The sequence below is a fragment of the Vibrio sp. Vb0304 genome (assembly GCF_033338995.1).
Taxonomy (GTDB): domain Bacteria; phylum Pseudomonadota; class Gammaproteobacteria; order Enterobacterales; family Vibrionaceae; genus Vibrio; species Vibrio alginolyticus.
Window position 1 is genome coordinate 59,111 of record NZ_JAWOTT010000018.1, and the last position, 22,703, is coordinate 81,813.

Sequence of the window (22,703 nt, forward strand, 5' to 3'; positions counted from 1 at the left end):
AACCAATACTAAGCAATTCTATCTTTTTCCCACGCCGCCAATTTCTCAGCACGCGCAGCCTCGCGCGCTTCACGTTTTTTACGCGCATCGCAGGGTTCTGGACAATTACACACTTTTTCGATGCCAACTGCCCCTAGGCCACCGCAGCTACCTTTCACGACTTTCTTTTGGAAAATGTATCCGACAGCCATTGCAGTGATTACCGCGACAAACACAGCAAAGGTAATTAGAAATGTATTCATAAAAACATGCTCACTTCTGTTGTTATTTCTTCATGAATGGCTTGTATGCTTCCGAAGCCAACTCTTTAAAACCATCTTCCGTTTTCACAATCATGAAAACAGGAATATTATTTTCGTTCGCAATTGCCATGCCTTTGTCTTCACCTAGCACCATAAGACCAGTTGCAAGACCATCAGCAGTCATCGACGATTTATCTAATACCGTTACAGACACCACTTTATGATGAATTGGTTTGCCTGTTCGTGGATTAATAATATGAGAGTATCTCACACCATTACTCTCAAAGTAATTACGATAGTCACCACTTGTTGCAATTGCCATGTCGCCTGGTTCAATAATTTCTTGAATTGAACGTTCATCAACGGTCGGTTTTTCAATTGCGATACGCCAAGGCACACCTTCACGATTGACACCTTTGAGACGCATTTCACCACCGACTTCGACCATAAAGTTCTGTACCCCTTCAGATTGAAGGTAGTCAGCAACCACGTCAACCCCCCAACCTTTCGCAATCGTCGATAGGTCGACGTACAAGTTAGGAAGATCTTTGGACAGTGTATTACCATCAACAGATAGGTGGTGAATACCGGTATTTGCTTTGCGAGAAGCGAGTTCTTCATCGGTTGGAACTACATCTGGACGAGCTTCTGGACCAAACCCCCACAGGTTAACTAGAGGGCCGACCGTCACATCCAATGCACCTAAAGTAAGACCGTTAAGGCGAATTGCTTCTTTCACTACCGTTGCTGTTTGTGTCGAAACTGTAAATGGCTCGCTCGTTTGATGCTGATTAAAACGACTTAACTCTGAGTCGTCACGATAGGTCGACATTTGGTCATTAACCTCTTCCAATAAGCGATCAATTTCTGTCTGCATCGCTTTTGGCGTTGGAATACCATCTTGCTCGATATACTTGATGTTGTAAGAAGTCCCCATGGTAGGGCCACTTAAATGAATTTGATCTGCAGGCTGCTCACAGCCAGCCAAAATCAGTAGAGAAGCGAATGCAACAAGCCACTTTTTCACTTGTTAACTCCCAATGTTGTTGAATTGATATGGGAAATAGGACCAATCCTTTCAATCCGATTACCTATATCAACTGTTGAATATCAGTTTTATGTCTATAAAAAATAATGGCTAGCTCTTGGAGAGCTAGCCATAGATTCAATCACTTGGAGGAATTAACCACCGAAGTCATCTAGTAGGATGTTTTCATCCTCTACACCTAGATCTTTCAGCATGCCGATTACAGCAGCGTTCATCATAGGTGGACCACACATGTAGTATTCACAGTCTTCTGGCGCTTCGTGATCACGTAGGTAGTTCTCGTAAAGAACGTTGTGAATAAAGCCAGTGTAACCATCCCAGTTATCTTCTGGAAGTGGATCAGACAGTGCACAGTGCCATACGAAGTTGTCATTCTCAGCTTGTAGCATATCGAAGTCTTCTACGTAGAACATTTCACGCTTAGAACGTGCGCCGTACCAGAAAGACATCTTACGCTTAGAGTGCAGACGCTTAAGTTGGTCGAAGATGTGTGAGCGCATTGGAGCCATACCAGCACCACCACCAACGAATACCATTTCTGCATCTGTATCTTTCGCAAAGAACTCACCAAATGGACCAGAAATAGTACACTTGTCGCCTTCTTTTAGAGACCAGATGTACGAAGACATGATGCCTGGTGGTACGTCTGGGTTGTTCGGCGGCGGAGTTGCGATACGAACGTTAAGCATGATGATACCGTGCTCTTCTGGGTAGTTAGCCATAGAGTATGCACGAATGGTCTCTTCATTAACTTTAGACTCGTAACGGAAAAGGTTGAACTTCTCCCAGTCTTCACGGTATTCCTCAGGAATATCGTAGTCTGCGTATTTCACGTGGTGAGCAGGAGCTTCAATCTGGATGTAACCACCAGCACGGAAAGGTACTGATTCGCCATCTGGAATTTGTAGCTTAAGCTCTTTGATGAATGTCGCTTTGTTATCGTTAGAGATAACAGTACATTCCCACTTCTTAACGCCGAAGATTTCTTCAGGAAGCTCGATATCCATGTCAGTTTTCATTGCAACCTGACACGCTAGACGCTCACCTTCACGCGCTTCACCTTTAGTAATATGGTCAAGCTCGGTTGGTAGGATGTCGCCACCACCTGATTTAACTTTTACGCGACACTGACCACATGAGCCACCGCCACCACAAGCAGAAGATACGAATACGCCAGCACCTGCTAGAGCACTCAGTAGCTTACCACCTGGTTGTGTAACGATCGCCAGAGAAGGGTCATCGTTCACAGAAATTGTAATGTCACCTGTTGGTACAAGCTTAGACTTAGCGAAAAGAATCACTAGTACTAGTGCAAGTACGATCAGAGTAAACATCACTACACCAAGAATAATGTCCATTGACTATTCCTTAATTGTTGCGGTTTACCCGACTTACAGTTGAACACCAGAGAAAGACATAAAGCCTAACGCCATAAGACCTACAGTGATAAATGTGATACCAAGACCACGTAGACCTGGAGGTACGTCAGAGTACTTCATCTTCTCACGGATACCTGCAAGAGCAACGATTGCTAGCATCCAGCCCACACCAGAGCCGAAACCGTAAACGATCGATTCAGCAAAGTTGTAGTCACGTTGTACCATGAAAGATACACCACCGAAGATTGCACAGTTTACTGTGATCAGCGGTAGGAAGATGCCTAGCGCGTTGTACAAAGGTGGGAAGAAACGGTCTAGGACCATCTCTAGAATCTGTACAAGTGCTGCAATTACACCGATAAAGGTGATGAAGTTTAGGAAGCTAAGGTCCACGCCCTCAACTAACGCGTTCTCTCTCAGAACTAGGTTGTATACCAGGTTGTTCACAGGAACAGCGATAGTCAGAACTACCACAACTGCAACACCTAGGCCGAAAGAGGTCTTAACCTTCTTAGATACGGCAAGGAAAGTACACATACCTAGGAAGAAAGACAGAGCCATGTTTTCGATGAAAATCGATTTAACTAACAGACTAATGTAATGTTCCATGACGTCCTTACTCCTTCGCTTCTACTTGTTCTGGTTTCAGAATACGGATTACCCAGATAAGGAAGCCGATTAGGAAGAATGCTGATGGTGCTAGTAGCATTAGGCCGTTAGGCTGGTACCAACCACCGTTGCTCACTAGAGGTAGAACTTCTAGACCAAATAGTTTGCCTGAGCCAAATAGCTCACGGAAGAAACCTACAGTGATAAGAACGAAGCCGTAACCTAGACCGTTACCAATACCGTCAATAAGAGATGGTACTGGCGCAGACTTCATTGCGAATGCTTCAGCACGACCCATTACGATACAGTTAGTGATAATCAGACCAACGAATACAGATAGCTGTTTAGAGATATCGTATAGGTAAGCTTTTAGCACTTGGTCTACCACGATTACTAACGATGCGATGATTGCCATCTGAACGATGATACGCACACTGTTAGGAATGTGGTTACGGATCAATGAAACAGAGAAGTTAGACAACGCAGTTACAAATGTTACCGCTAGTGTCATTACAAAAGCTGTTTCTAGTTTAGTTGTTACTGCAAGAGCAGAACATACACCAAGAACTTGTAGCGCGATTGGGTTGTTATCCAATACTGGCGCTAGAATGCTCTTTTTAACGTTTTGTGCACTAGACATTAGTTAAGTTCTCCGTCACGAACTTTTGCTAGGAAAGGACCAAAGCCCATATCACCTAACCAGAAGTCAAATGTGTGTTGAACACCATTACTAGTGAGCGTCGCTCCTGATAGGCCATCAACACCGTGCTCAGAACCTTGCGGTGCGCCGCCTTTCACGACCTTAATCGCTGGCTGGTGATCTTCATTGTACAATTTCTTGCCAATGAATTGATCGCGCCATGAAGGGTTCTCTACTTCACCACCAAGTCCAGGAGTTTCACCTTGCTCGTAGTAAGTAATAGCAGACACAGTGTTACCATCAGTTTCAACGGCTACAAAGGCATACATCATCGACCATAGTCCTTTACCGTGCATAGGCAGGATAACTTTTTGGACTTCATCTTGATCTTTTACAAGGTACACCACTGCTGTATTCGCGCGACGACGGATATCAGCTACGTCTTCTTCTGGTGTCAATGCGATTGAACGTTCTGCATCTTTTGATGCTTCACGTTGATCGTACGTAGATGCATTACCCTCAGTAAAGTTACCTGTTTCAAGGTCTACTAGACGAGGTTCGATGTACTCAGCAAATAGCTCTGGTACTTTCTTACCGTTTGCGTCAATGCCTGCAACTTCAACGATCTTTGATTGCTTATCTAGGACAGCGTTAGCTTTTTGCTTATCACGCAGACCTACTGCTGCTGTTGATACGATGATTGAACAAACAAGGCTCAACCCGATAACAACACCCAGCGTCTTTTTAATGCTGTCGTTATTACTTGCCATAGCGTGCTAGTCTCCGCTTGATGTTCTTCTCAATCACTACATGGTCGAACAGAGGTGCGAATAGGTTCGCGAATAGAATCGCCAGCATCATACCTTCTGGATACGCTGGGTTAACTACACGGATCATCACACACATTGCACCAATTAGGATGCCGTACCACCATTTACCTTTGCTAGTAAATGACGCTGATACTGGGTCCGTTGCCATGAAGAACATACCGAATGCAAAACCACCTAGAACTAGGTGCCAATGCCATGGCATATTAAACATTGGATTAGTGTCAGAACCGATCACGTTAAACAGAGTCGAGACTGCGATCATACCGATCATTACACCCGCAATGATGCGCCATGAAGCTATTCGCATGTAAACGATCATCGCTGCACCGATCATTAGAGCTAGAGTCGATACTTCACCAATAGAGCCAGGGATGTTACCGATGAACGCGTCCATCCAAGTGATAGGAGCGCCAGTTACTGTGTTAACTAGAGCACCGTTACCACCTTGAGCCCATTGGCTAAGAGCAGTAGCACCAGAGAAGCCGTCAGCTGCAGTCCATACTACGTCACCCGAAATTTGCGCTGGGTAAGCGAAGAATAGAAATGCACGACCTGCAAGTGCAGGGTTAAGGAAGTTACGACCTGTACCACCGAAGATCTCTTTTGCTACAACAACACCAAATGTGATACCTAGCGCCGCTTGCCATAGAGGTAGCGTTGGTGGAACGATAAGTGCGAATAAGATAGAAGTTACAAAGAAACCTTCGTTAACTTCGTGCTTACGCACCATACAGAACAACACTTCCCAGAAACCACCAACAATAAATACTGTTGCGTAGATTGGCAGGAAGTAAGTCGCACCTAGTAGCATCTTACTGCCAACACCCGCTTCCGCACCGATAGTGCCGCCAAGCATTTCTGTTAGCCAGTAGTGCCAGTTACCTGCGATAACTGTCGCTAGTTGGTCACCAGCGTACATGTGGTTAAGTGCTGCAATAGCTTGGCCACCTGCGTTGTACATACCCCAGAACATTGCTGGGAATACCGCAAACCAAACCATGATCATGATACGTTTTAGGTCAACGCTATCACGAACGTGCGAGCTTTTATTTGTTACGATACCTGGTGTGTAAAAAACTGTTGCTACAGCTTCGTACAGGGCAAACCATTTTTCGTGTTTGCCACCAGGCTCAAAATGATGCTCGATGTCTTCAAGAAACTTTTTAAGAGCCATGAAAATTACCCTTCCTTCTCGATAGTATCTAGGCATTCACGAAGTAACGTACCGTACTCGTACTTACCTGGACATACAAAGGTACACAATGCTAGATCTTCTTCATCCAGTTCAAGCGCACCCAGTGCTTGAGCACTGTCTGTGTCGCCGGCACATAGATCACGAAGCAGCAAAGTAGGCTCCATATCTAGAGGCATTACGCGTTCGTAGTTGCCAATTGGAACCATTGAACGATCACTACCATTGGTCGTCGTTGTCATATTGAACAACTGACCTTTGAATACGTGACCAAGGAAAGAGCGAGTTACCGAGAACTTATTCTTACCAGGCATTGCCCAGCCAAATAGTTCTTTTTCACGGCCTTCACGTAATACAGAAACCTGTTGATGGTAACGGCCAAGGTATGCGTGTGGACCAGTTGCATGTGTACCTGTTAGTACTGAACCAGAGATCACACGAACTTCGCCAGGCATCAGCTCGTTATCTGTTAGGTCATCTAAGCTTGCACCCATTACGGTACGAACTAGACGAGGGTTATTCACAACTGGGCCAGCTAGAGACACAACACGATCTGTGCATAGCTCACCAGTTAGGAACAGCTTACCGAACGCGATAACGTCTTGGTAGTTGATGCTCCATGCCACATTCTCTGCATTTACTGGGTATAGGAAATGCATGTGGGTGCCAGCAAGACCTGCTGGGTGAGGGCCATCGAAGACGTGTTCTTCTACGTTAGACTGTGAAGAACGTGGCAAGCTAGTGCCAGATTTACATACGTAAACCTTGCCTTCTGTCAGGGCTGAAAGAATGTCTAGACCAGCAATGAATGCTTCTTGTTGCTCATTAATGATCAACTCAGGCTTAGCTGCTAGTGGATTAGTATCCATTGCAGTTACGAAAATAGCCTTAGTAGAAGACTCGATTGCAGGAACCTTGCTAAACGGACGAGTACGTAAAGCGGTCCATAAGCCAGAGTCAACCAACTGAGTCTTGATCACTTCACGATCTAGACCTGAAAGTTGAGCGGCTTCGAACTTATCAAATGTCACCTGCTCTTCACCTGCCACTTCAATCACTACAGATTGAAGGACACGTTTAGCGCCACGGTTAACTTCGATCACTTTACCGGCTGCTGGTGCAGTAAATTTCACGCCTGGGTTCTTTTTATCTTCAAAAAGAACTTGCGCTTTTTTCACTTCATCACCAACGCGGACATGCATGGTAGGTCGCATGCCAACGTACTCTTCGCCAAGCAAGGCGACTTTTTTGATGGTCTTACCATCATTAATCACCTGGGATGGAGTTCCTGCGATAGGAAGATCCAAGCCCTTCTTTATTGTAATCATACGCACTTGCACTACTTTTATCGGGAAAAAGATTCTTTTGATTGCGTAACTTTTAGACACGACATCAGTGTCCGGTTTTGATGTTGTTTTAAACATCAAAATCGCAACATCCTATTAAAAATCTCGTCACAAGGAATACGCGAGATTTATCAGGTGCCGTAGTCTAGCATTTTTTAGGAACTTGATGCCATGATCAATCATTAGAATAGAGGGGTTATTTCGGTAGAATCAGGTCTAAAAGGTCAAAGAATAGTCATAACTTTGACCCATCGCACAAATGCCATATTCCATACATATCTTATGGAAAAGTGATATTCATCGCCTGAAATATTCTGCAATTTCCATTCATTTGTTGAAACACTGTTAACACATTTTTTAACCAGAATTTGTGCCACGTTAACGTCCCTAAAGAATGTAAAACGAAAAAAGATGGCCTTAAGCCACCTTTCTCTGCACCTTTATATCTTGCGTTTTTAGTGACCGCCACCCATACACATCGGGCTATCAGGGGCGCCATCTTGTTCACGCTTCCACTCTTCATCAGTGTATGTATGAATAGCTAATGCATGAATGTGGTTATCCAGTTCATCTGCCAAAATTTGATGAACTTGACGATGGCGCCCAATCAAACGCTGTCCCGCGAACGAATCACTCACAACAATCACTTTGAAATGGCTCTCTGAGCCTGGTGGCACATTATGCATGTAGCTCTCATTAATGACTTTGAGATAGCTGGGTTGCAGCTCACTGTGTAGTTTCTTCTCTATGATTTCTTGGATCATATTCGTTCCTCATTGATGCGAATTCCATAAGTATATACCTAAGTAAAGCAGACATGCATCACTCAAACGTCACTCTCATTATTGACGCACTTTGTAGACATATTGTCTCAAGGCGCTCGACTCCATGAACATGCCTAGAGAGCGGCCATCACTGAACTCGTAAAATTTGACAGCTTTTTGTATCTCGACACGTCATCATTTGCGACAATAACACTTAATTTCTAAATCAACTTACATTTAGCTATGAAAACCGAACTGAACCTTCACGAGCGAAGCTTAACACTTCATCGTTTCCCAAAACGAAGTAACGAAACGCTACAAGCGTGGGATGCCGGTGATGAGTATCTTATTAATCATGTTGAAGAGCTTGCTTTGCCAGACAATCAAAACATCCTCGTGATTAATGACAGCTTTGGTGCCCTCTCCTGCTGGTTTTCGGAAAAGCACCATGTAACGCTAATGAGTGATTCATTCATCTCACATAAAGGTGCACAGCAAAATCTCGAGCAAAACCAGTGCAATAAAGTAGCGTTTGCCACCACGATGGACCTCGTTCCTGCCAATATTGATCTCGTCTTGCTGCAACTGCCCAAAAGTAACCGCCATCTAGTGTGGATACTAAGCCAATTAAGAAAGGCGCTACCGGCTTCCTGCCCCGTCATTGCAGTCAATAAAGCGAAAGACATTCACACTTCGACGCTAAAACTGTTTGAAAAATACTTAGGCGAAACAAAAACATCTTTGGCCTGGAAAAAGCACAGATTGGTGTTTTCTCAAGCAACAGTTGAGCCTCCGATTGAAGTAATGCCTTTCACGACTTGGCGCGTTGATGGCGAAGATATCGAACTCAAGAACATGCCAAATGTCTATTCAGGAGAAAGTTTAGATTTAGGTGCACGCTTTATGCTGCAGCACCTGCCTCAAGACCCTTCGATAGACAATGTCATCGACCTCGGCTGCGGCAATGGTGTTCTGTCTGTTAAATTTGGTCAGTTGAATCCAAATGCTCGGCTAACATGTGTTGATGAAAGTTTTATGGCGCTTGAGTCGGCAAAACAGAACCTACGCGACAACCTTGGTGAAAATAGAGACATACAGTGCATAGCGAACAATTGCTTGGACGGTTTTAAACACAGCAGCAGCTCTATGGTTATGTGTAATCCACCGTTTCATCAACAACAGGCAATCACCGATCATATTGCTTGGCAAATGTTCTGCGATGCTAAACAAGTATTAAGTGAAAATGGCCGTTTACTGGTTATCGGAAATCGTCACCTCGGGTACGACGCAAAACTCAAACGTCTGTTTGGCGATAAAAATGTGAAACTTATCGCTTCCAACAATAAGTTTGTGATTTTACAGGCTACAAAAAATCCTGCTAAATTAAGCGCAAAATAAGCTTTAGCAAAATAGTTAAAAGGAATAATAAAATGAGAAAATTGGTACTTGCGGCTTCGGTTGCGTTGCTTGCTGCGTGTTCAGCCCCTCAACAACCTCAGCTGAACCTGATGCCAGAAAGCACATTGAGCACCAATCCAATTGTTCAAGGCAAGACTTACAGTTTGACCAGCAAAGATGTACGTGCAGCGCAGTACGTGGCGTTGGTGGATAACGGCCGTTCGAACATTCTTCCTCTTCATGCTAAACAGAATTTACGTATTGCGTTAGAAGAAGCATTAGAGAAGCAATTCTCATCTCAAGGTTTCCATGCGGATCTAAACAGCAACAACGCGATTGAATTGAGCGTTCAAGAAGCGTTGGTCAACGTGAAGCATTCGGTGATGGAAAATGAGATGGATGCTAAAGTTGTGCTGGAAATCACAGCAGAGACACCTGAGGGCAAGCTAGTCAAAACTTATACAGGTACAGCAAAGCGATCTGGCAGATTGAGTGCTTCTGATGCCGATATTGAAGAGACATTGAATGATGTGGTGACATTGACGCTTAAAGAGATTGCCAATGACCCTGAGCTTCGTCAATACATGCAGGAGCGTTTCTAATGTTACGCAAAGCGATTCTGTCTTTAGCATTACTCAGCTGCAGCGTTTGGGCTGGGCCAAAAGTAGCGTTTGAAACGACCCTTGGTTCATTTACGGTTGAGTTAAACGAAGAGAAAGCACCTATCACTGTCGCTAATTTTCTGAAATATGTAGAAGATGGGAGCTACGAAGGTACTATTTTTCATCGTATTATCCCAGGCTTTATGGCGCAAGGTGGCGGCTTTAACCAAGATATGCAGATGGTGAAAACATACGCGCCAATCAAAAACGAAGGAAATAATGGTCTAAACAATGACCGTGCTACCATCGCCATGGCACGAACTAATGCACCAAACTCTGCAACTCGTCAGTTTTTCGTCAACTTAGTCGACAATGACTTTCTCAACTATGGCGCTCGACCACCAGGTTATGCTGTATTTGGTGAGGTTACTGAGGGGTTCGACGTTATCCAGAAAATGGCTCAGCAGCCGACCACGACAGTAGGCCGAATGCGTGATGTACCAGAGACGCAAATCGTCATCACCAAAGCTACACTACTTAAATAGCCAAAACGATAAGCCCTTTGAATAATCGAAGGGCTTTCTCTTTCAACGGCTTCATTTTATTGGATTGATTTATGTCTTCATTACCTTCCATCACTTGGTTGGAAACGGTAAAAAGTTACCTCGATAAACGACTCATGTGGGTTTTCATGCTGGGCTGCTCTAGCGGCTTTCCGTGGGTTCTTATCGGTTCAAACATGTCAGGTTGGCTAAAAGATGCCGGCTTGACCCTCTCCGCAATTGGCTATTTTGGTAGCGTTTTTGCGGTCTATGCGATCAACTTTCTGTGGGCACCTCTGGTTGACCGCGTGAAGCTGCCAGTCCTCTTTAGACTGCTGGGGCAAAGACGTAGCTGGATTTTCTTTTGCCAAAGTATCGTACTCGTCGCTACCCTATTTATTGCCGGCGTTAATCCAGCGGAAAACTTGGTGTTTGCGTCACTACTCGCCTTGTGCATTGCAACGGCTTCAGCGACACAAGACATCGCAATTGATGCTTTTCGTATTGATACTTTCCCAAAGTCAGAAGAGTCTAAACTGCCTCAAGCTTCTGCAATGGCGGTCATTGGCTGGTGGACAGGTTATTCACTACCGGGTTATTTAGCGTTTGTTAATGCTGACAGTGTCGGTTGGAATGGTGTGTACTACGGGATGGCGGTGATAGTCGGCATTCTAATGGTCTTTACGATTTTAGTCGGTGAACCGAAGACTCAACGCGAACAACTTCAGTCTGCCGCTGAACAACGCCACAAAGAAGTGGTTGGTTCAAAAGTCGTAGCTTGGTTTACCGTGACTGTTGTAGAACCTTTCCTTGATTTCTTTAATCGCAATGGCGTCCGTGTCGCGATTACTCTGTTGCTGTTCGTTTTCCTATTTAAAATTGGCGAAGCGTTTTTGGGCAGGATGTCGATCGCGTTCTATAAAGATATTGGTTTTAGCAATGAACAAATTGGCTATTACTCCAAACTGATCGGTTGGGGAGCCACCATCTTCTTTACTTTTGTCGGAAGCATGTTCAACGTTAGGTTTGGTATTGTACGTGGATTAATGATCGGCGGTATTGCTATGTCTGCCAGTAACTTGATGTTTGCTTGGATTGCTTCGGTAGGCCCAAACGAGCACTTGTACTTAGCCACGATTATTGTCGATAACTTTACGACTGCTTTCTCAACTGTCGCTTTTGTTTCATTTTTGACGATTCTAACCGGGCAAGCATTTTCGGCAACTCAGTATGCGTTGCTTGCCTCTCTAGGAAACTTCGGACGGACGACTCTTGCTTCTTTCAGTGGCGAGCTAGTGGATTATCTTAATGATTGGAGCACATTCTTCGTGCTTACCGCTGTCATGGTCGTGCCAAGCTTGATTATGTTGTACTCGCTACGACATTACTTTGATGCTCTATTGGAAAAAGCACGTCACAAACATTAACGAAACATATAAAAAACCACCGAATTCGGTGGTTTTTGTTTTGCGAGATATAAGATAAGAGGTCTATGGGTATAACCCTTTACCAAACATATTAAATATACGTGCCACGCCTTGAGTAAAGATCATCGGCTCAGTCAATACGGTTAAACACAAGCAGTCTTCTCCGGCCTTAGTGTAAGGGCTGTGCTTCACTGATGCGTCTCTAATCATCAAATCGCCTTCTTCATATTGGCCATCCTCGTCACTAAATCCACCATGTAGGATCAATGTAGACTCCAGGCCTTTGTGCGTATGTTGAGGAATTTGCACATCTTCCCCGATGTACATTAAGCTGACACGAGCGTCTTCCCCTAGGTCAATCTGAGCACTAAAAACCTTGCCTCCGTAACTTCTCCATGACCCTACGAGGTCAGAGAAACGCGCTAGAGTTTTAGGAAGAGCGAAACTTTTTCCTGCCACATTAACAGCAGCAGAGTCGCGGATCACGATATTATCAGTCGCTGGCTCCGCATTGATGATGTCATTAAACATGTCGTCAAATTCAGAAACATACTCAGAAGGTATGTCACTTACGATGTTCGCTTGACTTGCTTCGACTTGGTTCACATAAGCTCGGCACTTGGTGCATGTTTCTAAATGGGTTGCGACCACAAGACCAGAAACTGCATCAATGCTTCCCGAAGCGTATGCTTCTAACAAGCTGTTATCTGGGTGTTTGTTCATAGTTGCTCCGTATGCATTGAATGCCTTAGCTTTTCTACTGCAAGCCTCAGCCTGGATTTTACGGTACCGAGGGGTATATCAAATAATTCCGCGACCTGTTGATGAGGTAACTCTTCAAGATATACCGCTTGTAAAACATCTCTCTGGTTTTTCGGTAATATATCTAAAAACTTAACCACCTGTTCTTTCAACATATCTTGTTCTGGTGAATAGTGATCAACAAGATCAGGTGGATAATACTCTGACGGCCAAATGTCATCAGAATGAATGTGTAATTCCTTACCTTTCTGTTTTCTCAGCAGATCAAAACAAAGGTTTCGGATTATGGTATATATCCAAGTCGATAACGCGCTCTTTTCACCATCATAGAGGTGCGCTTTCTGCCAAACTGTCGCCATGGTCTCTTGCACCATCTCCATAGCAACTTGCTCATTACCAACATGTTTGTAAGCGAATTGCTTCAGCTTGGGTGCGTAAAAACGGAATACAAAAGCGAACGCATCTTTGTCTCGATCCTTCACTTTATCCATGTAATCGTTCCAATCACTGCGCCCCAGTTTTTTCGGGCTATCACTCATCATAATCGGCCTTAATTTGTGGGAGGAGTTTCCTCCTCCCATTCGTCCTAATCGGTCACGTCATCGACCAACAAGTTGAAACCACCGTTGTTCCCATCATCAATGGCAACGACTTGGTACACAACACCGTTCATTACATTGACTGGTGCTGAGTCAACCGCAACAATACTTGGGTTACCAGCCACTGTTACCGTTACATAATATGTACCTTCAGCGACATATAATCCTTGTACGCTATTTTTATACGCAAAATTAGCGATGGTTGGATCACTTCCATCTATTCCTGCACTCGTAGTGAGGTAAATATCCACCATTTCCGCTATAGGATTAGCCGCCGCGTGTGTCACATTCAGCGTCGCGCTAGTTGCCACTGCACGTCTCATGTCTTCAACAACCAGAGGTTCGATATCAATCGCTGGGCTAACAACACCGACTGCGTAAACACTGTAATCCTTTCCGCCCGCAACCATTAATCCGTCAACATCGATAATAGGATTGGTTGTTGTGCCATCCACGTAAACGTCAATATCGTAAGCGCCAGCAGCAAGATCCAAATAACCACGAATCTCTTTGAACGCTAAGTCGGCAAGAGGAGCGAAGGCCGCCCCGTTAACGTTAACATCGACGACTGGCGCTCCATCGACAAGGTGTCCGACTCTTACTTCAGCTTGGCTGCCCATATCTTCAATTATAGAAGAGCCCGAACCGTCCAACACCAAGAGTTTGACAGGTGACGTGCTATTCGAGTCTCCTGTGCCGATAGCGGCAATCGTCAAGTTGGAATTAGCCGCAAGAGGTACTGTACCGGAGTCAAAAGCAACGCTGTCTCCTACGGCAAGTCGAACTTGATACTCACCAGCTGGGATGTTCAATACGTCGGTAGAAGCTTTGTAAGCAAGGTTAGTTATTGGAGTCGCGCTAGCAAGAGCAACACCTGGCTCAGTGACATAAAGATCAACAGCAGGAACGCCTGAAGCTGCATGAACAACTTGAACATCTAGACTATTGGCATCAGCCATTGAATCGGCGCTGCGAGTCACAACTAAAGGCTCAACTGGGTTTGGCGAACCATCGGCATCGCCAACAACGAACACGTTATAATTGAGGTCGGAATCAAGATCTAGTTCTGTTTTAGGTATTACGGTCGCGGTTTCATTACCTGGGAGCTGAACATCGACCTGAATCGAATTCATCCCCTCTCGCAATTTAACGTAGCCAGATCCCACACCATAATCAACATTCGTTAATGATGGTTTATCGTTGATCCACACATTTGCAAGCGGCGCATCAGAAGACGCGTGCACTGCTTGTAAATTGGAATACTCGATAGTGTCACTGTCGGAGCCACACGCCGCCAGTCCTAATGCCGCCACCATAGTTAGCGCAGCTCTGCCAAATCCTTTCATATCCTTGCCTCTTTGTTAGTCGGGGCTTCTATGGCTTCTGTCAGAAATTGCAACGCAGGAATGCAGTTCTCTGCGCCAACGAGCTGTTCGAACAGATTGCAGTCTAAAGGAAGTAATTCAAGCCAGCGCTGGGTCACCCAAGCTGAGTCATCGTAAAAACGATGCTGGTAGAGGTTTCCAAGTTGAGGAAACTCTTCATAAACATGGGATAACTGCTGGCTTAAATAGAAGAAATCTGGTGAGTTGTCTGGATGTTGCCAATTGTCTAACCATTCGACCTCTGCATGGCGTAAGCCGTCCGCATCTGCACGAACTCGTTTGACAACAAAGCGTTTCTCACCAGCGACTGTAATACCAAGAAGACCATCACTGAGTGTTTCAAAATCAACGATCCTGACCAAAGTTCCGATAGATGAAACGTTACCCACGTCTTTAGGGTCACCTTCACTTCCTACTAGGCAAACTCCAAAACCCACATTTTGTAGGCTGCATTCCTTTACCATTCGCTTATATCGTGGCTCAAAAATGCGCAGATTCATTTTACCTTCAGGGAGTACAACTGAAGTGAGTGGGAATAACATGACTTCTTTCATTCAAACGTCCTCTTTGATTCACGGATACATACGAATCCCTTATCACTCCGATCACTAACGATTTATGTTGGTTAATCGACTGGCTTAAAAAGTCATAAAATCGCTCACGCAAACGATCCAAATCACACATTTATTGCAATAAAATGCAACAAACAAAAAGTTCCGTAAATAAAGATAATTTCGTGATGCAACTCACCAAAAACGTTTCATTTTGCACCCTTTATCACTTTCATTTGGGATTTTTATCGCTATTATTCCCGCCAATTGGAAAGCGCAGCACAGATTGCGTGTTCTGAATCATTACAAACATAGAGAGTCCCCTTATGCGTAAATCACTTTTAGCTCTTAGCCTTCTAGCGGCTACTTCAGCTCCAGTTATGGCGGCAGATTACTCTGACGGCGATATTCACAAAAACGATTACAAGTGGATGCAATTTAACCTAATGGGTGCATTTGACGAGCTTCCAGGTGAGTCTTCACACGACTACCTAGAAATGGAATTCGGCGGCCGCTCTGGTATCTTCGACCTTTACGGCTACGTTGATGTATTCAACCTAACTTCTGATCCAGGTAGCGACAAAGCTGGCGCAGAGAAGATCTTTATGAAATTCGCTCCACGTATGTCTCTAGATGCGGTAACTGGTAAAGACCTATCTTTCGGTCCAGTTCAAGAGCTATACGTTGCAACTCTAATCGAGTGGGGTGGTAACTCTGGTGTTAACTCTCAAAAAATCGGTCTAGGTTCTGACGTAATGGTTCCTTGGTTTGGTAAAGTTGGTGTTAACCTATACGGCACTTACGACGGCAACAAAAAGGATTGGAACGGTTTCCAAATCTCGACTAACTGGTTCAAACCATTCTACTTCTTCGAGAACGGTTCATTCATTTCTTACCAAGGCTACATCGATTACCAATTCGGTATGGATGATGATGCTGGTAACAAGTTTGGTTCAACCGCGTCAAACGGTGGTGCAATGTTCAACGGTATCTACTGGCACTCAGACCGCTTCGCAGTGGGTTACGGTCTAAAAGGTTACAAAGACGTGTACGGTATCAAAGATACTGATGGGTTCAAGTCAACTGGCTTTGGCCACTACCTTGCTGTAACTTACAAGTTCTAATTGAACCACTAAGTTTGCTCAAAAATGGCGCCTTTCGGCGCCATTTTTATTTGCTTTCCTTTTTTCCCTCATTATCCTTGCAGCAAACCTTTTTAATGAGAGCGTTTGGTGAATATCCTTATCCTCGGTCCAGGTGCGGTGGGCTCACTCTGGGCAACAAAATTTAAGCTTGCCGGGCACAATGTTTCATTGTGGGGAAGAAGTTCTGAAAGCCAACAATCACTTCAGTTGGATGACACACCCGCAATCGTATTCAGTAATCAAGATATTTCCTCCGTAAATAAAGCAGATCTCATTTTGATCACGGTAAAAGCTTGGCAAATGGAAGACGCCATTCAGCCTTTACTGCCTCATATCAACGCAGACACGATTATCATGCTGATGCACAATGGTATGGGTACCGCCTCTGGCGTGGAGAAGGCTCTGCCAAACAATCCTATCGTGCTCGCCACAACGACGCACGGCGCATACAAACCAGATAACCAACACGTACTGCATACCGGTCACGGAACAACGCAAGTGGGTGGTTATAATGACAAAGGAATGCAGTGCGCTTTTCTGCAAGATGTTATGCATCATGCCCTTCCAGAGGCCATTTGGAATCCACACATCCAATCTGCGTTATGGACTAAGTTAGCGATCAACTGCGCGATTAACCCACTGACTGCGATTCACCAGTGTAAGAATGGTGAGCTTGCGCAGCCCGAGTTTAAGATACAACTCGAAAGCATCACTCAAGAACTGGTTGAAGTAATGAGTAAAGAAGGTATTGCTATCGAGTTTCGCTCTCTTTTCGATACGGTGATGCAAGTGGTGAACGCCACAGCTGAGAACTATTCTTCAATGAGACAAGACGTATTCCATCAGCGTCGAACGGAAATTGATTTTATAACCGGACACTTGTTAAAGGCTGCCGAGAAACATCGCATCAATACGCCTGAGAATTTAAAACTTTACCAACGCATCAAACAAATAGAACAAAGCTGGACAGAACAATGAGTAAGAAAATCTTAGTGCCAATCGCTCCGGGCACCGAAGAAATGGAAGCCGTCACCGTTATCGACATGATGGTTCGCGCGGGTTATGACGTTACAGTAGCGAGTGCTGCTTTTGATGGCTCATTGACGATGAAAGCTTCTCGCGGAGTCACACTAACTGCCGATTGTAAGCTAGTCGATATCGCTGATGATGAGTTTGACGCCATAGCGCTTTCTGGTGGTGTTGGTGGTGCAGAAATTTTTCGTGATAGCACGGTGATGATAGAAATCCTTAAGCAGCACATCTACGAGGGAAAATTGGTCGCTGCTATCTGCGCAGCACCGGCGTTGGTATTGCAACACCATGATCTTTTCCCACAATCACTGATGACCTGTCACCCGAGCTTTCAGTCACATATCCCGGAAGAGAAGTGGCGCAGCAAACGCGTGACCTTTGATATCAACCACAACCTAATCACCAGTCAAGGTCCGGGTACAGCTTTAGAGTTTGCGATGGAAGTAATCATTCAACTCTCAGGTAAAAAACACGCATGGTCAGTTGCTGAACCAATGATCCCTCTGCCTACTCTGCACTACCACAAGCTTGGTGAAGAATAATGTTTGACGTAAATGCTGTACGCGAGCAATTTCCTGCTCTAAACCAATCCGTCAACGATACGCCCTTAGTGTATCTAGATAGCGCAGCGACAACGCAAAAACCGCAATGTGTGATTAATGTCATCAGTCATTACTACAGTGCGCAAAATGCCAATGTTCACCGTGGCAGCCATAGTTTAACGGCTAATGCCACCAGCCAATTTGAAGCGGCACGAGAACGAGTGGCAAGCTTTATTGGTGCAAACAGCTCTAAAGAGATCATTTGGACACGGGGCGCAACCGAAGCACTGAACTTAATTGCTCAAACCTACGCCCGTAGCACGTTACAACCAGGTGATGAGATCTTGATTAGCGAGATGGAGCACCACGCCAACATCGTGCCCTGGCAAATCGTGGCAGAGCAAACGGGTGCTAAAGTCATTAAAGTTCCGATGACATCAGATTGCCAGTTCGACATCAGTGCATTTGAGGCGCTTCTGTCTGACCGCTGTAAAATTGTTGCTTGCGCGCAAATAACCAACGTAACAGGCACACGCCAACCTATAGAAAAAATCACTGAACTGGCGCACAACGTTGGCGCGGTTATTGTAGTTGATGGCGCGCAAGGCATCGTACATGAGCAACTTGATTTATCGGCATCAGATATCGATTTCTACGTTTTCTCAGGTCACAAACTTTATGCACCAGCAGGCATTGGGGTTTTATACGGCAAGCTTGAACTTTTGGAAGCCATGCCACCATGGCACGGCGGCGGTAAAATGGTTGAACGCGTTTCTTTCGAAAAAACGACGTTTTCTGCACTTCCTGGAAAATTTGAAGCGGGCACACCAAACGTTGCGGGCGCGATTGCTCTAGCGAAAGCCATTGAGTGGTACCAAGGTTTTGACCATCACGAAGTAGAGACTCATCTCCATGCGCTTCAGGATAAGGCCTACCAAGCACTAAGCGCTTTGGATGACATCCATATTCTAGGCTATCAACCGAATGCCTCTGTACTGACCTTCGTAATGGACGGCGTTCATCACCAAGATATTGCGACGCTGCTCGATCAACAAGGCATTGCGGTACGAGCAGGACACCACTGCGCTCACCCATTGATGGATGCGCTAAATGTGAAAGGCACGGTACGCGTCTCTTTTGGTATTTATAACACGACGAGCGATGTGGAAAGACTCATCGCCGCCGTAGAAAAAGCCGTCGACATGCTATAACGCCAACGGTTTGATTTGGAGTAACCAACAAGGTTACTCCATCTGCCTATCCAGAGTCGCCACGCAATTTCTGCCATTTCTTTTCGCAGCATAAAGCGCTTTATCTGCATGCGCATACAAACGTTTGGTGGTTTCATTTCTGCCTATTTCCACCACGCCTACACTCACCGTGACCGGAATTTCAATCTTTTCAAATTCGAACTGACAATTTTGAATGTGGGAACGTACTTCCTCTCCTACCTCTTTCGCCGCCGACAGAGAAGTTTCTGGCAAAATAATCGCAAACTCCTCCCCTCCGACTCTTGCAAAAATTTCGTCTTTGACGAGTAAGTGAGAAACCAAATCAGCTAAGGTCTCTAAGACATAATCCCCCGCATCATGACCACGTTTATCATTGATGACTTTAAAAAAGTCCAAATCAAACAATAACAACGCGGAGTGATAATCTGGAGCTTGGGATTTAATAACTTCTTCTGTGAGCTTTTCGAAAAAAACACGTCGATTGTAGATGTTGGTAAGAGCATCAATTTGGCTTTGATGGCGAAGAAGGGTTTCAACTCGGTGGCGATTGGAGATGTTGCGTGTAAGAATAAGGACAACGCGACGACCCCGGTATTTTATAGCGAGTGGGCAGATCTTGCCTTCGTAGTATAGGTCGCCTCTTGGTCCACTGTTGGCATCTATTCCCTGAATGCTGTCGGCGCACATCTTGTACTCGATCGTCACAATACTGTCTTGTTTCAGTGATCGACTGATCTGCTCGATAAACCAGTCGGCTTTATCTTTTTCAAGTACACCGTGAAGTGTCTTACCTATCAAATTGCTTCCATCGTGATAGGCTTTTTTATCTGTTCCTCCAAAAACATCAATATAGATACCATCTTCACTCAGAATAAAAGTGGGGTCTGGCATTCCGGATAACACGTCTTGCGCATGTTCCAAGGTGAATTGCATATAGGGAGGTTCCTAGCATTTGTATCTAAGTAACCCAATCGCTTCCAAGTGTGTTTCCACATTGGGGAATAGGAGCGGATGGGGCATATGTCTATTATCTAATATAGACAAATTTTAAATACAATTGAGTTTATAAAAACCAAGTGGGCAATATAATGAACCAGGATCAATAGAATGGTTAATTAACGCTAAAATAGTCGACCATTTGCATGCTTTTTATCCATATGCAAAAAATATCTCAACTCAGATACAAAAAACGCCAAACAGCTAGGCTATTCGGCGTTTTTTAAGAGTTGGAAAAATAACTCGTTACACGGCGACTTGCTTAATCTGCTCTACAATAGCTTTCAAGCCATTACCACGTGACGGGCTTAAATGGGAGACAAGCCCCAGCTGATCAAAATAAGCATCAATATCAAATGCTTGAATTTGATCGGCCGTTTTACCGTCATAAGCTGCCATTACCAAGGCAATCAATCCACGGACGATACGCGCATCGGAGTCCGCACAAAAATGCCAAACGCCATCTTGCTCTTGGCTCACTAACCACACCAAGCTTTCACAACCCGAAACGGTAACTTGTTCTGATTTCAGCTCTTCTGGCATTTTTGGCAGCTTTTTACCCCACTGAATAACCTGACGGTAACGATTTTCCCAGCCTTTAAATTGCTGCATAGTCGCTACAATGTCTTCGCTGGTGATATCTGTACCAAATGGAGAAACGGGAAAATCTGTCATGATGCGCTCTTCTTCTAGTTTACTTCTTATATTTTGAAATCAACTTCTCAACGATTCGCGATACCGCGACAAAGCCAAACGTTGCAGTTACAACAGTCGCCGCACCAAAACCGCTAGCACAATCCATACGTTTTGGGCCTTCCGCTGTCGACTTCACACCACACACTGAACCGTCTGCTTGAGGGTACTTCAGCTGCTCGGTTGAAAACACGCAATCAATACCAAACTTACGAGCCGGATTCTTAGGGAAGTTATGATGACGACGCAAGGTGTCTTTGATTTTCTTCGCTAGAGGATCTTGGATCGTTTTCGTTAAATCAGCGACCATGATCTGCGTTGGGTCAACCTGACCACCAGCGCCCCCCGTAGTGATCACTTTGATCTTGTTGCTGCGGCAATGCGCCAACAAAGACGCCTTCGCTTTTACGCTGTCAATCGCATCTAGCACGTAATCAAACTCTTTGCTTAAGTACTCATGTTGATTGTCTGGCGTGATGAAATCATCAATCAGGTTGACTTTACACTCAGGGTTGATCAATTTGACACGCTCGGCCATCACTTCAATTTTGCTTTGGCCAACGGTGCCCGTCATCGCATGAATTTGGCGGTTAATATTCGTGACACAAACATCATCCATATCAATCAGAGTCAACTCACCGATCCCAGTACGGGCCAGCGCTTCGACCGCCCATGAACCCACGCCACCAATACCAATAACACAAACGTGTGCAGCGCGAAGAATGTCCACTTCACTGTTGCCATAAAGACGACGAGTGCCGCCAAAGCGTTGATTGTAGCTGTCAGATGCTGGGGTATCGAGTTCACGCATATTGAAGTCCAGATGATCGATAGAAAAACAAAGAGTGCGATTTATACGCACTCTTTGATGAAATGTCTAGATAAGAGGCGGGTCCTCTTTCTTGGATGGCTATTGTAGCTTTTCTGGCGGCAAAGCCCAAGGCGCTTGAGTTGGTGAGTTTTCCAGCCCAAGTTTCCAAACTCGACCAAAATGCTTGTAGTGCCCTGCTTCCGTTCCTGCTCTCGCACCAATGCCATGATACAGATCCAAATGGTTCTGTTTTACCGCACCACCAGTGTCTAAAACGATCAGCATTCGCAGTTGATGCGCACCACTCCACGTACCATCGGCATTCAGCAGTGGCACTTCCGCCAAGATTGGAGTCCCCATTGGTAAGATAGAACGGTCACCCGCGACCGCGGCCATTGGCAACAAAGGAATACCAGCCGATCCCGTTACTGGCGCTTCCGCTTTTGGCGCAAAGAAGACGTAAGAAGGGTTTTGCTCCAACAACTCGCGTACTGTTGCGTCGTCGTTGTCCATTACCCATTCTTTAATCGCTTTGAGAGACATTTTTTCACGCGGCACTTCACCACGTTCAATCAAAATGCGGCCAATACTAACGTAAGCTTTATTATTTTTCCCTGCGTACGCGAAGTACTCCAACGTATCATCATCTTCAAAATGCACATAGCCACTGCCCTGCACTTCCATCATAAACGGGTCAATACGGTTAGGTGCATAACCTAGCACTAAACCTTGGCCATCTAATGCCCCGTTGTAGATCTCCGCGCGAGTCGGACAATCTGATGAGCAGTTTGGCTTGCCATAAACTGGGTACTTAAAAATGTCGTTTGGTGTATGACGCAGTTCCATCACGGGAGAAAAGTATCCGGTAAACAGCACATTACCTTTTTTATCACCACCACCCAATTGCGCGGCTTGAATGCCAAACGCACTCAACGC

The 22,703-nt window shown here is 45.0% G+C and carries 25 protein-coding genes; 8 read left to right on the forward strand and 17 right to left on the reverse strand.

Annotated elements, in window-relative coordinates:
- Positions 1-8: 8 nt before the first annotated feature.
- The 9 genes from nqrM to bolA form a co-directional block, all read right to left on the reverse strand.
- Positions 9-242 (reverse strand): (Na+)-NQR maturation NqrM, encoded by a 234-nt coding sequence (gene nqrM / locus R7P35_RS18355; RefSeq protein WP_005380273.1) that lies wholly within the window; start codon positions 240-242, stop codon positions 9-11.
- Between the two features lie 22 nt (positions 243-264).
- Complete coding sequence (locus tag R7P35_RS18360) at positions 265-1,269, reverse strand: FAD:protein FMN transferase (RefSeq protein ID WP_042521391.1); 1,005 nt, start codon at positions 1,267-1,269, stop codon at positions 265-267.
- A gap of 155 nt (positions 1,270-1,424) precedes the next feature.
- A complete protein-coding gene (gene nqrF / locus R7P35_RS18365) occupies positions 1,425-2,648 on the reverse strand; it encodes an NADH:ubiquinone reductase (Na(+)-transporting) subunit F (RefSeq protein WP_005380271.1) in 1,224 nt (407 codons plus the stop codon).
- A 33-nt stretch (positions 2,649-2,681) separates the two neighbouring features.
- Positions 2,682-3,278 carry an NADH:ubiquinone reductase (Na(+)-transporting) subunit E gene (gene nqrE / locus R7P35_RS18370; RefSeq protein ID WP_005380270.1) on the reverse strand — a complete coding sequence of 199 codons (597 nt, stop codon included), beginning with the start codon at positions 3,276-3,278 and terminating at the stop codon, positions 2,682-2,684.
- Positions 3,279-3,285: 7 nt separating this feature from the next.
- Positions 3,286-3,918 (reverse strand): NADH:ubiquinone reductase (Na(+)-transporting) subunit D, encoded by a 633-nt coding sequence (locus tag R7P35_RS18375; protein ID WP_005380269.1) that lies wholly within the window; start codon positions 3,916-3,918, stop codon positions 3,286-3,288.
- Positions 3,918-4,688 carry a Na(+)-translocating NADH-quinone reductase subunit C gene (locus R7P35_RS18380; protein WP_005380267.1) on the reverse strand — a complete coding sequence of 257 codons (771 nt, stop codon included), beginning with the start codon at positions 4,686-4,688 and terminating at the stop codon, positions 3,918-3,920. The genes R7P35_RS18375 and R7P35_RS18380 overlap by 1 nt, the downstream gene beginning before the upstream one ends.
- On the reverse strand, positions 4,678-5,922 hold the full coding sequence (locus tag R7P35_RS18385) for an NADH:ubiquinone reductase (Na(+)-transporting) subunit B (RefSeq protein ID WP_005380265.1): 1,245 nt from the start codon (positions 5,920-5,922) through the stop codon (positions 4,678-4,680). Before R7P35_RS18385 ends, R7P35_RS18380 begins: the two co-directional genes overlap by 11 nt.
- A gap of 5 nt (positions 5,923-5,927) precedes the next feature.
- The gene (locus R7P35_RS18390) at positions 5,928-7,268 is read right to left on the reverse strand and encodes a Na(+)-translocating NADH-quinone reductase subunit A (protein ID WP_005380264.1); all 1,341 of its coding nucleotides are present in this window, start codon (positions 7,266-7,268) and stop codon (positions 5,928-5,930) included.
- A 473-nt stretch (positions 7,269-7,741) separates the two neighbouring features.
- A complete protein-coding gene (gene bolA, locus R7P35_RS18395) occupies positions 7,742-8,050 on the reverse strand; it encodes a transcriptional regulator BolA (protein WP_005380262.1) in 309 nt (102 codons plus the stop codon).
- Between the two features lie 243 nt (positions 8,051-8,293).
- Here bolA and R7P35_RS18400 point away from each other — a divergent pair, with 243 nt between their 5' ends.
- From R7P35_RS18400 to R7P35_RS18415, 4 genes are all read left to right on the forward strand, one after another.
- Positions 8,294-9,448, forward strand: coding sequence for a methyltransferase (locus tag R7P35_RS18400; protein WP_005385302.1), 1,155 nt, complete (start codon positions 8,294-8,296; stop codon positions 9,446-9,448).
- A 32-nt stretch (positions 9,449-9,480) separates the two neighbouring features.
- Entirely contained in the window at positions 9,481-10,050 is a 570-nt protein-coding gene (locus R7P35_RS18405) for a YajG family lipoprotein (RefSeq protein WP_053349831.1), read from the forward strand.
- Entirely contained in the window at positions 10,050-10,595 is a 546-nt protein-coding gene (locus R7P35_RS18410; protein WP_005380258.1) for a peptidylprolyl isomerase, read from the forward strand. The genes R7P35_RS18405 and R7P35_RS18410 overlap by 1 nt, the downstream gene beginning before the upstream one ends.
- Positions 10,596-10,666: 71 nt before the next feature.
- Positions 10,667-12,019, forward strand: coding sequence for an AmpG family muropeptide MFS transporter (locus R7P35_RS18415; protein WP_005380257.1), 1,353 nt, complete (start codon positions 10,667-10,669; stop codon positions 12,017-12,019).
- A 63-nt stretch (positions 12,020-12,082) separates the two neighbouring features.
- Here R7P35_RS18415 and R7P35_RS18420 read toward each other — a convergent pair whose 3' ends face one another.
- The 4 genes from R7P35_RS18420 to R7P35_RS18435 are packed head-to-tail and all read right to left on the reverse strand — an operon-like array spanning position 12,083 to position 15,319.
- The gene (locus tag R7P35_RS18420) at positions 12,083-12,742 is read right to left on the reverse strand and encodes a ChrR family anti-sigma-E factor (protein ID WP_005380256.1); all 660 of its coding nucleotides are present in this window, start codon (positions 12,740-12,742) and stop codon (positions 12,083-12,085) included.
- Positions 12,739-13,323: an RNA polymerase sigma factor gene (locus R7P35_RS18425; protein ID WP_017636022.1), complete on the reverse strand. Its 585-nt coding sequence runs from the start codon at positions 13,321-13,323 to the stop codon at positions 12,739-12,741. Before R7P35_RS18425 ends, R7P35_RS18420 begins: the two co-directional genes overlap by 4 nt.
- A 44-nt stretch (positions 13,324-13,367) precedes the next feature.
- Entirely contained in the window at positions 13,368-14,726 is a 1,359-nt protein-coding gene (locus R7P35_RS18430) for a DUF4397 domain-containing protein (RefSeq protein WP_053349832.1), read from the reverse strand.
- The gene (locus R7P35_RS18435) at positions 14,723-15,319 is read right to left on the reverse strand and encodes an LON peptidase substrate-binding domain-containing protein (protein WP_005380253.1); all 597 of its coding nucleotides are present in this window, start codon (positions 15,317-15,319) and stop codon (positions 14,723-14,725) included. Before R7P35_RS18435 ends, R7P35_RS18430 begins: the two co-directional genes overlap by 4 nt.
- A gap of 323 nt (positions 15,320-15,642) precedes the next feature.
- Here R7P35_RS18435 and R7P35_RS18440 point away from each other — a divergent pair, with 323 nt between their 5' ends.
- The 4 genes from R7P35_RS18440 (at position 15,643) to csdA (ending at position 19,246) form a co-directional block, all read left to right on the forward strand.
- Positions 15,643-16,440 carry an outer membrane protein OmpK gene (locus R7P35_RS18440; RefSeq protein ID WP_005385292.1) on the forward strand — a complete coding sequence of 266 codons (798 nt, stop codon included), beginning with the start codon at positions 15,643-15,645 and terminating at the stop codon, positions 16,438-16,440.
- A 108-nt stretch (positions 16,441-16,548) separates the two neighbouring features.
- Complete coding sequence (gene panE, locus R7P35_RS18445; protein ID WP_053349833.1) at positions 16,549-17,439, forward strand: 2-dehydropantoate 2-reductase; 891 nt, start codon at positions 16,549-16,551, stop codon at positions 17,437-17,439.
- Positions 17,436-18,035 carry a DJ-1 family glyoxalase III gene (locus R7P35_RS18450; protein ID WP_006742560.1) on the forward strand — a complete coding sequence of 200 codons (600 nt, stop codon included), beginning with the start codon at positions 17,436-17,438 and terminating at the stop codon, positions 18,033-18,035. Before panE ends, R7P35_RS18450 begins: the two co-directional genes overlap by 4 nt.
- On the forward strand, positions 18,035-19,246 hold the full coding sequence (gene csdA / locus R7P35_RS18455) for a cysteine desulfurase CsdA (RefSeq protein WP_025768229.1): 1,212 nt from the start codon (positions 18,035-18,037) through the stop codon (positions 19,244-19,246). Before R7P35_RS18450 ends, csdA begins: the two co-directional genes overlap by 1 nt.
- Before the next feature lie 33 nt (positions 19,247-19,279).
- On the opposite strand, the gene R7P35_RS18460 is transcribed toward csdA, so the two are convergent.
- From R7P35_RS18460 to mltA, 4 genes are all read right to left on the reverse strand, one after another.
- On the reverse strand, positions 19,280-20,200 hold the full coding sequence (locus tag R7P35_RS18460) for a GGDEF domain-containing protein (RefSeq protein WP_025768228.1): 921 nt from the start codon (positions 20,198-20,200) through the stop codon (positions 19,280-19,282).
- Between the two features lie 309 nt (positions 20,201-20,509).
- Complete coding sequence (gene csdE, locus R7P35_RS18465; RefSeq protein WP_025768227.1) at positions 20,510-20,938, reverse strand: cysteine desulfurase sulfur acceptor subunit CsdE; 429 nt, start codon at positions 20,936-20,938, stop codon at positions 20,510-20,512.
- A gap of 19 nt (positions 20,939-20,957) precedes the next feature.
- Entirely contained in the window at positions 20,958-21,767 is an 810-nt protein-coding gene (tcdA, locus tag R7P35_RS18470) for a tRNA cyclic N6-threonylcarbamoyladenosine(37) synthase TcdA (protein ID WP_213904909.1), read from the reverse strand.
- A gap of 99 nt (positions 21,768-21,866) precedes the next feature.
- Positions 21,867-22,703: murein transglycosylase A (mltA, locus tag R7P35_RS18475; protein WP_318092464.1), on the reverse strand; the 837-nt coding region annotated here is incomplete at its 5' end.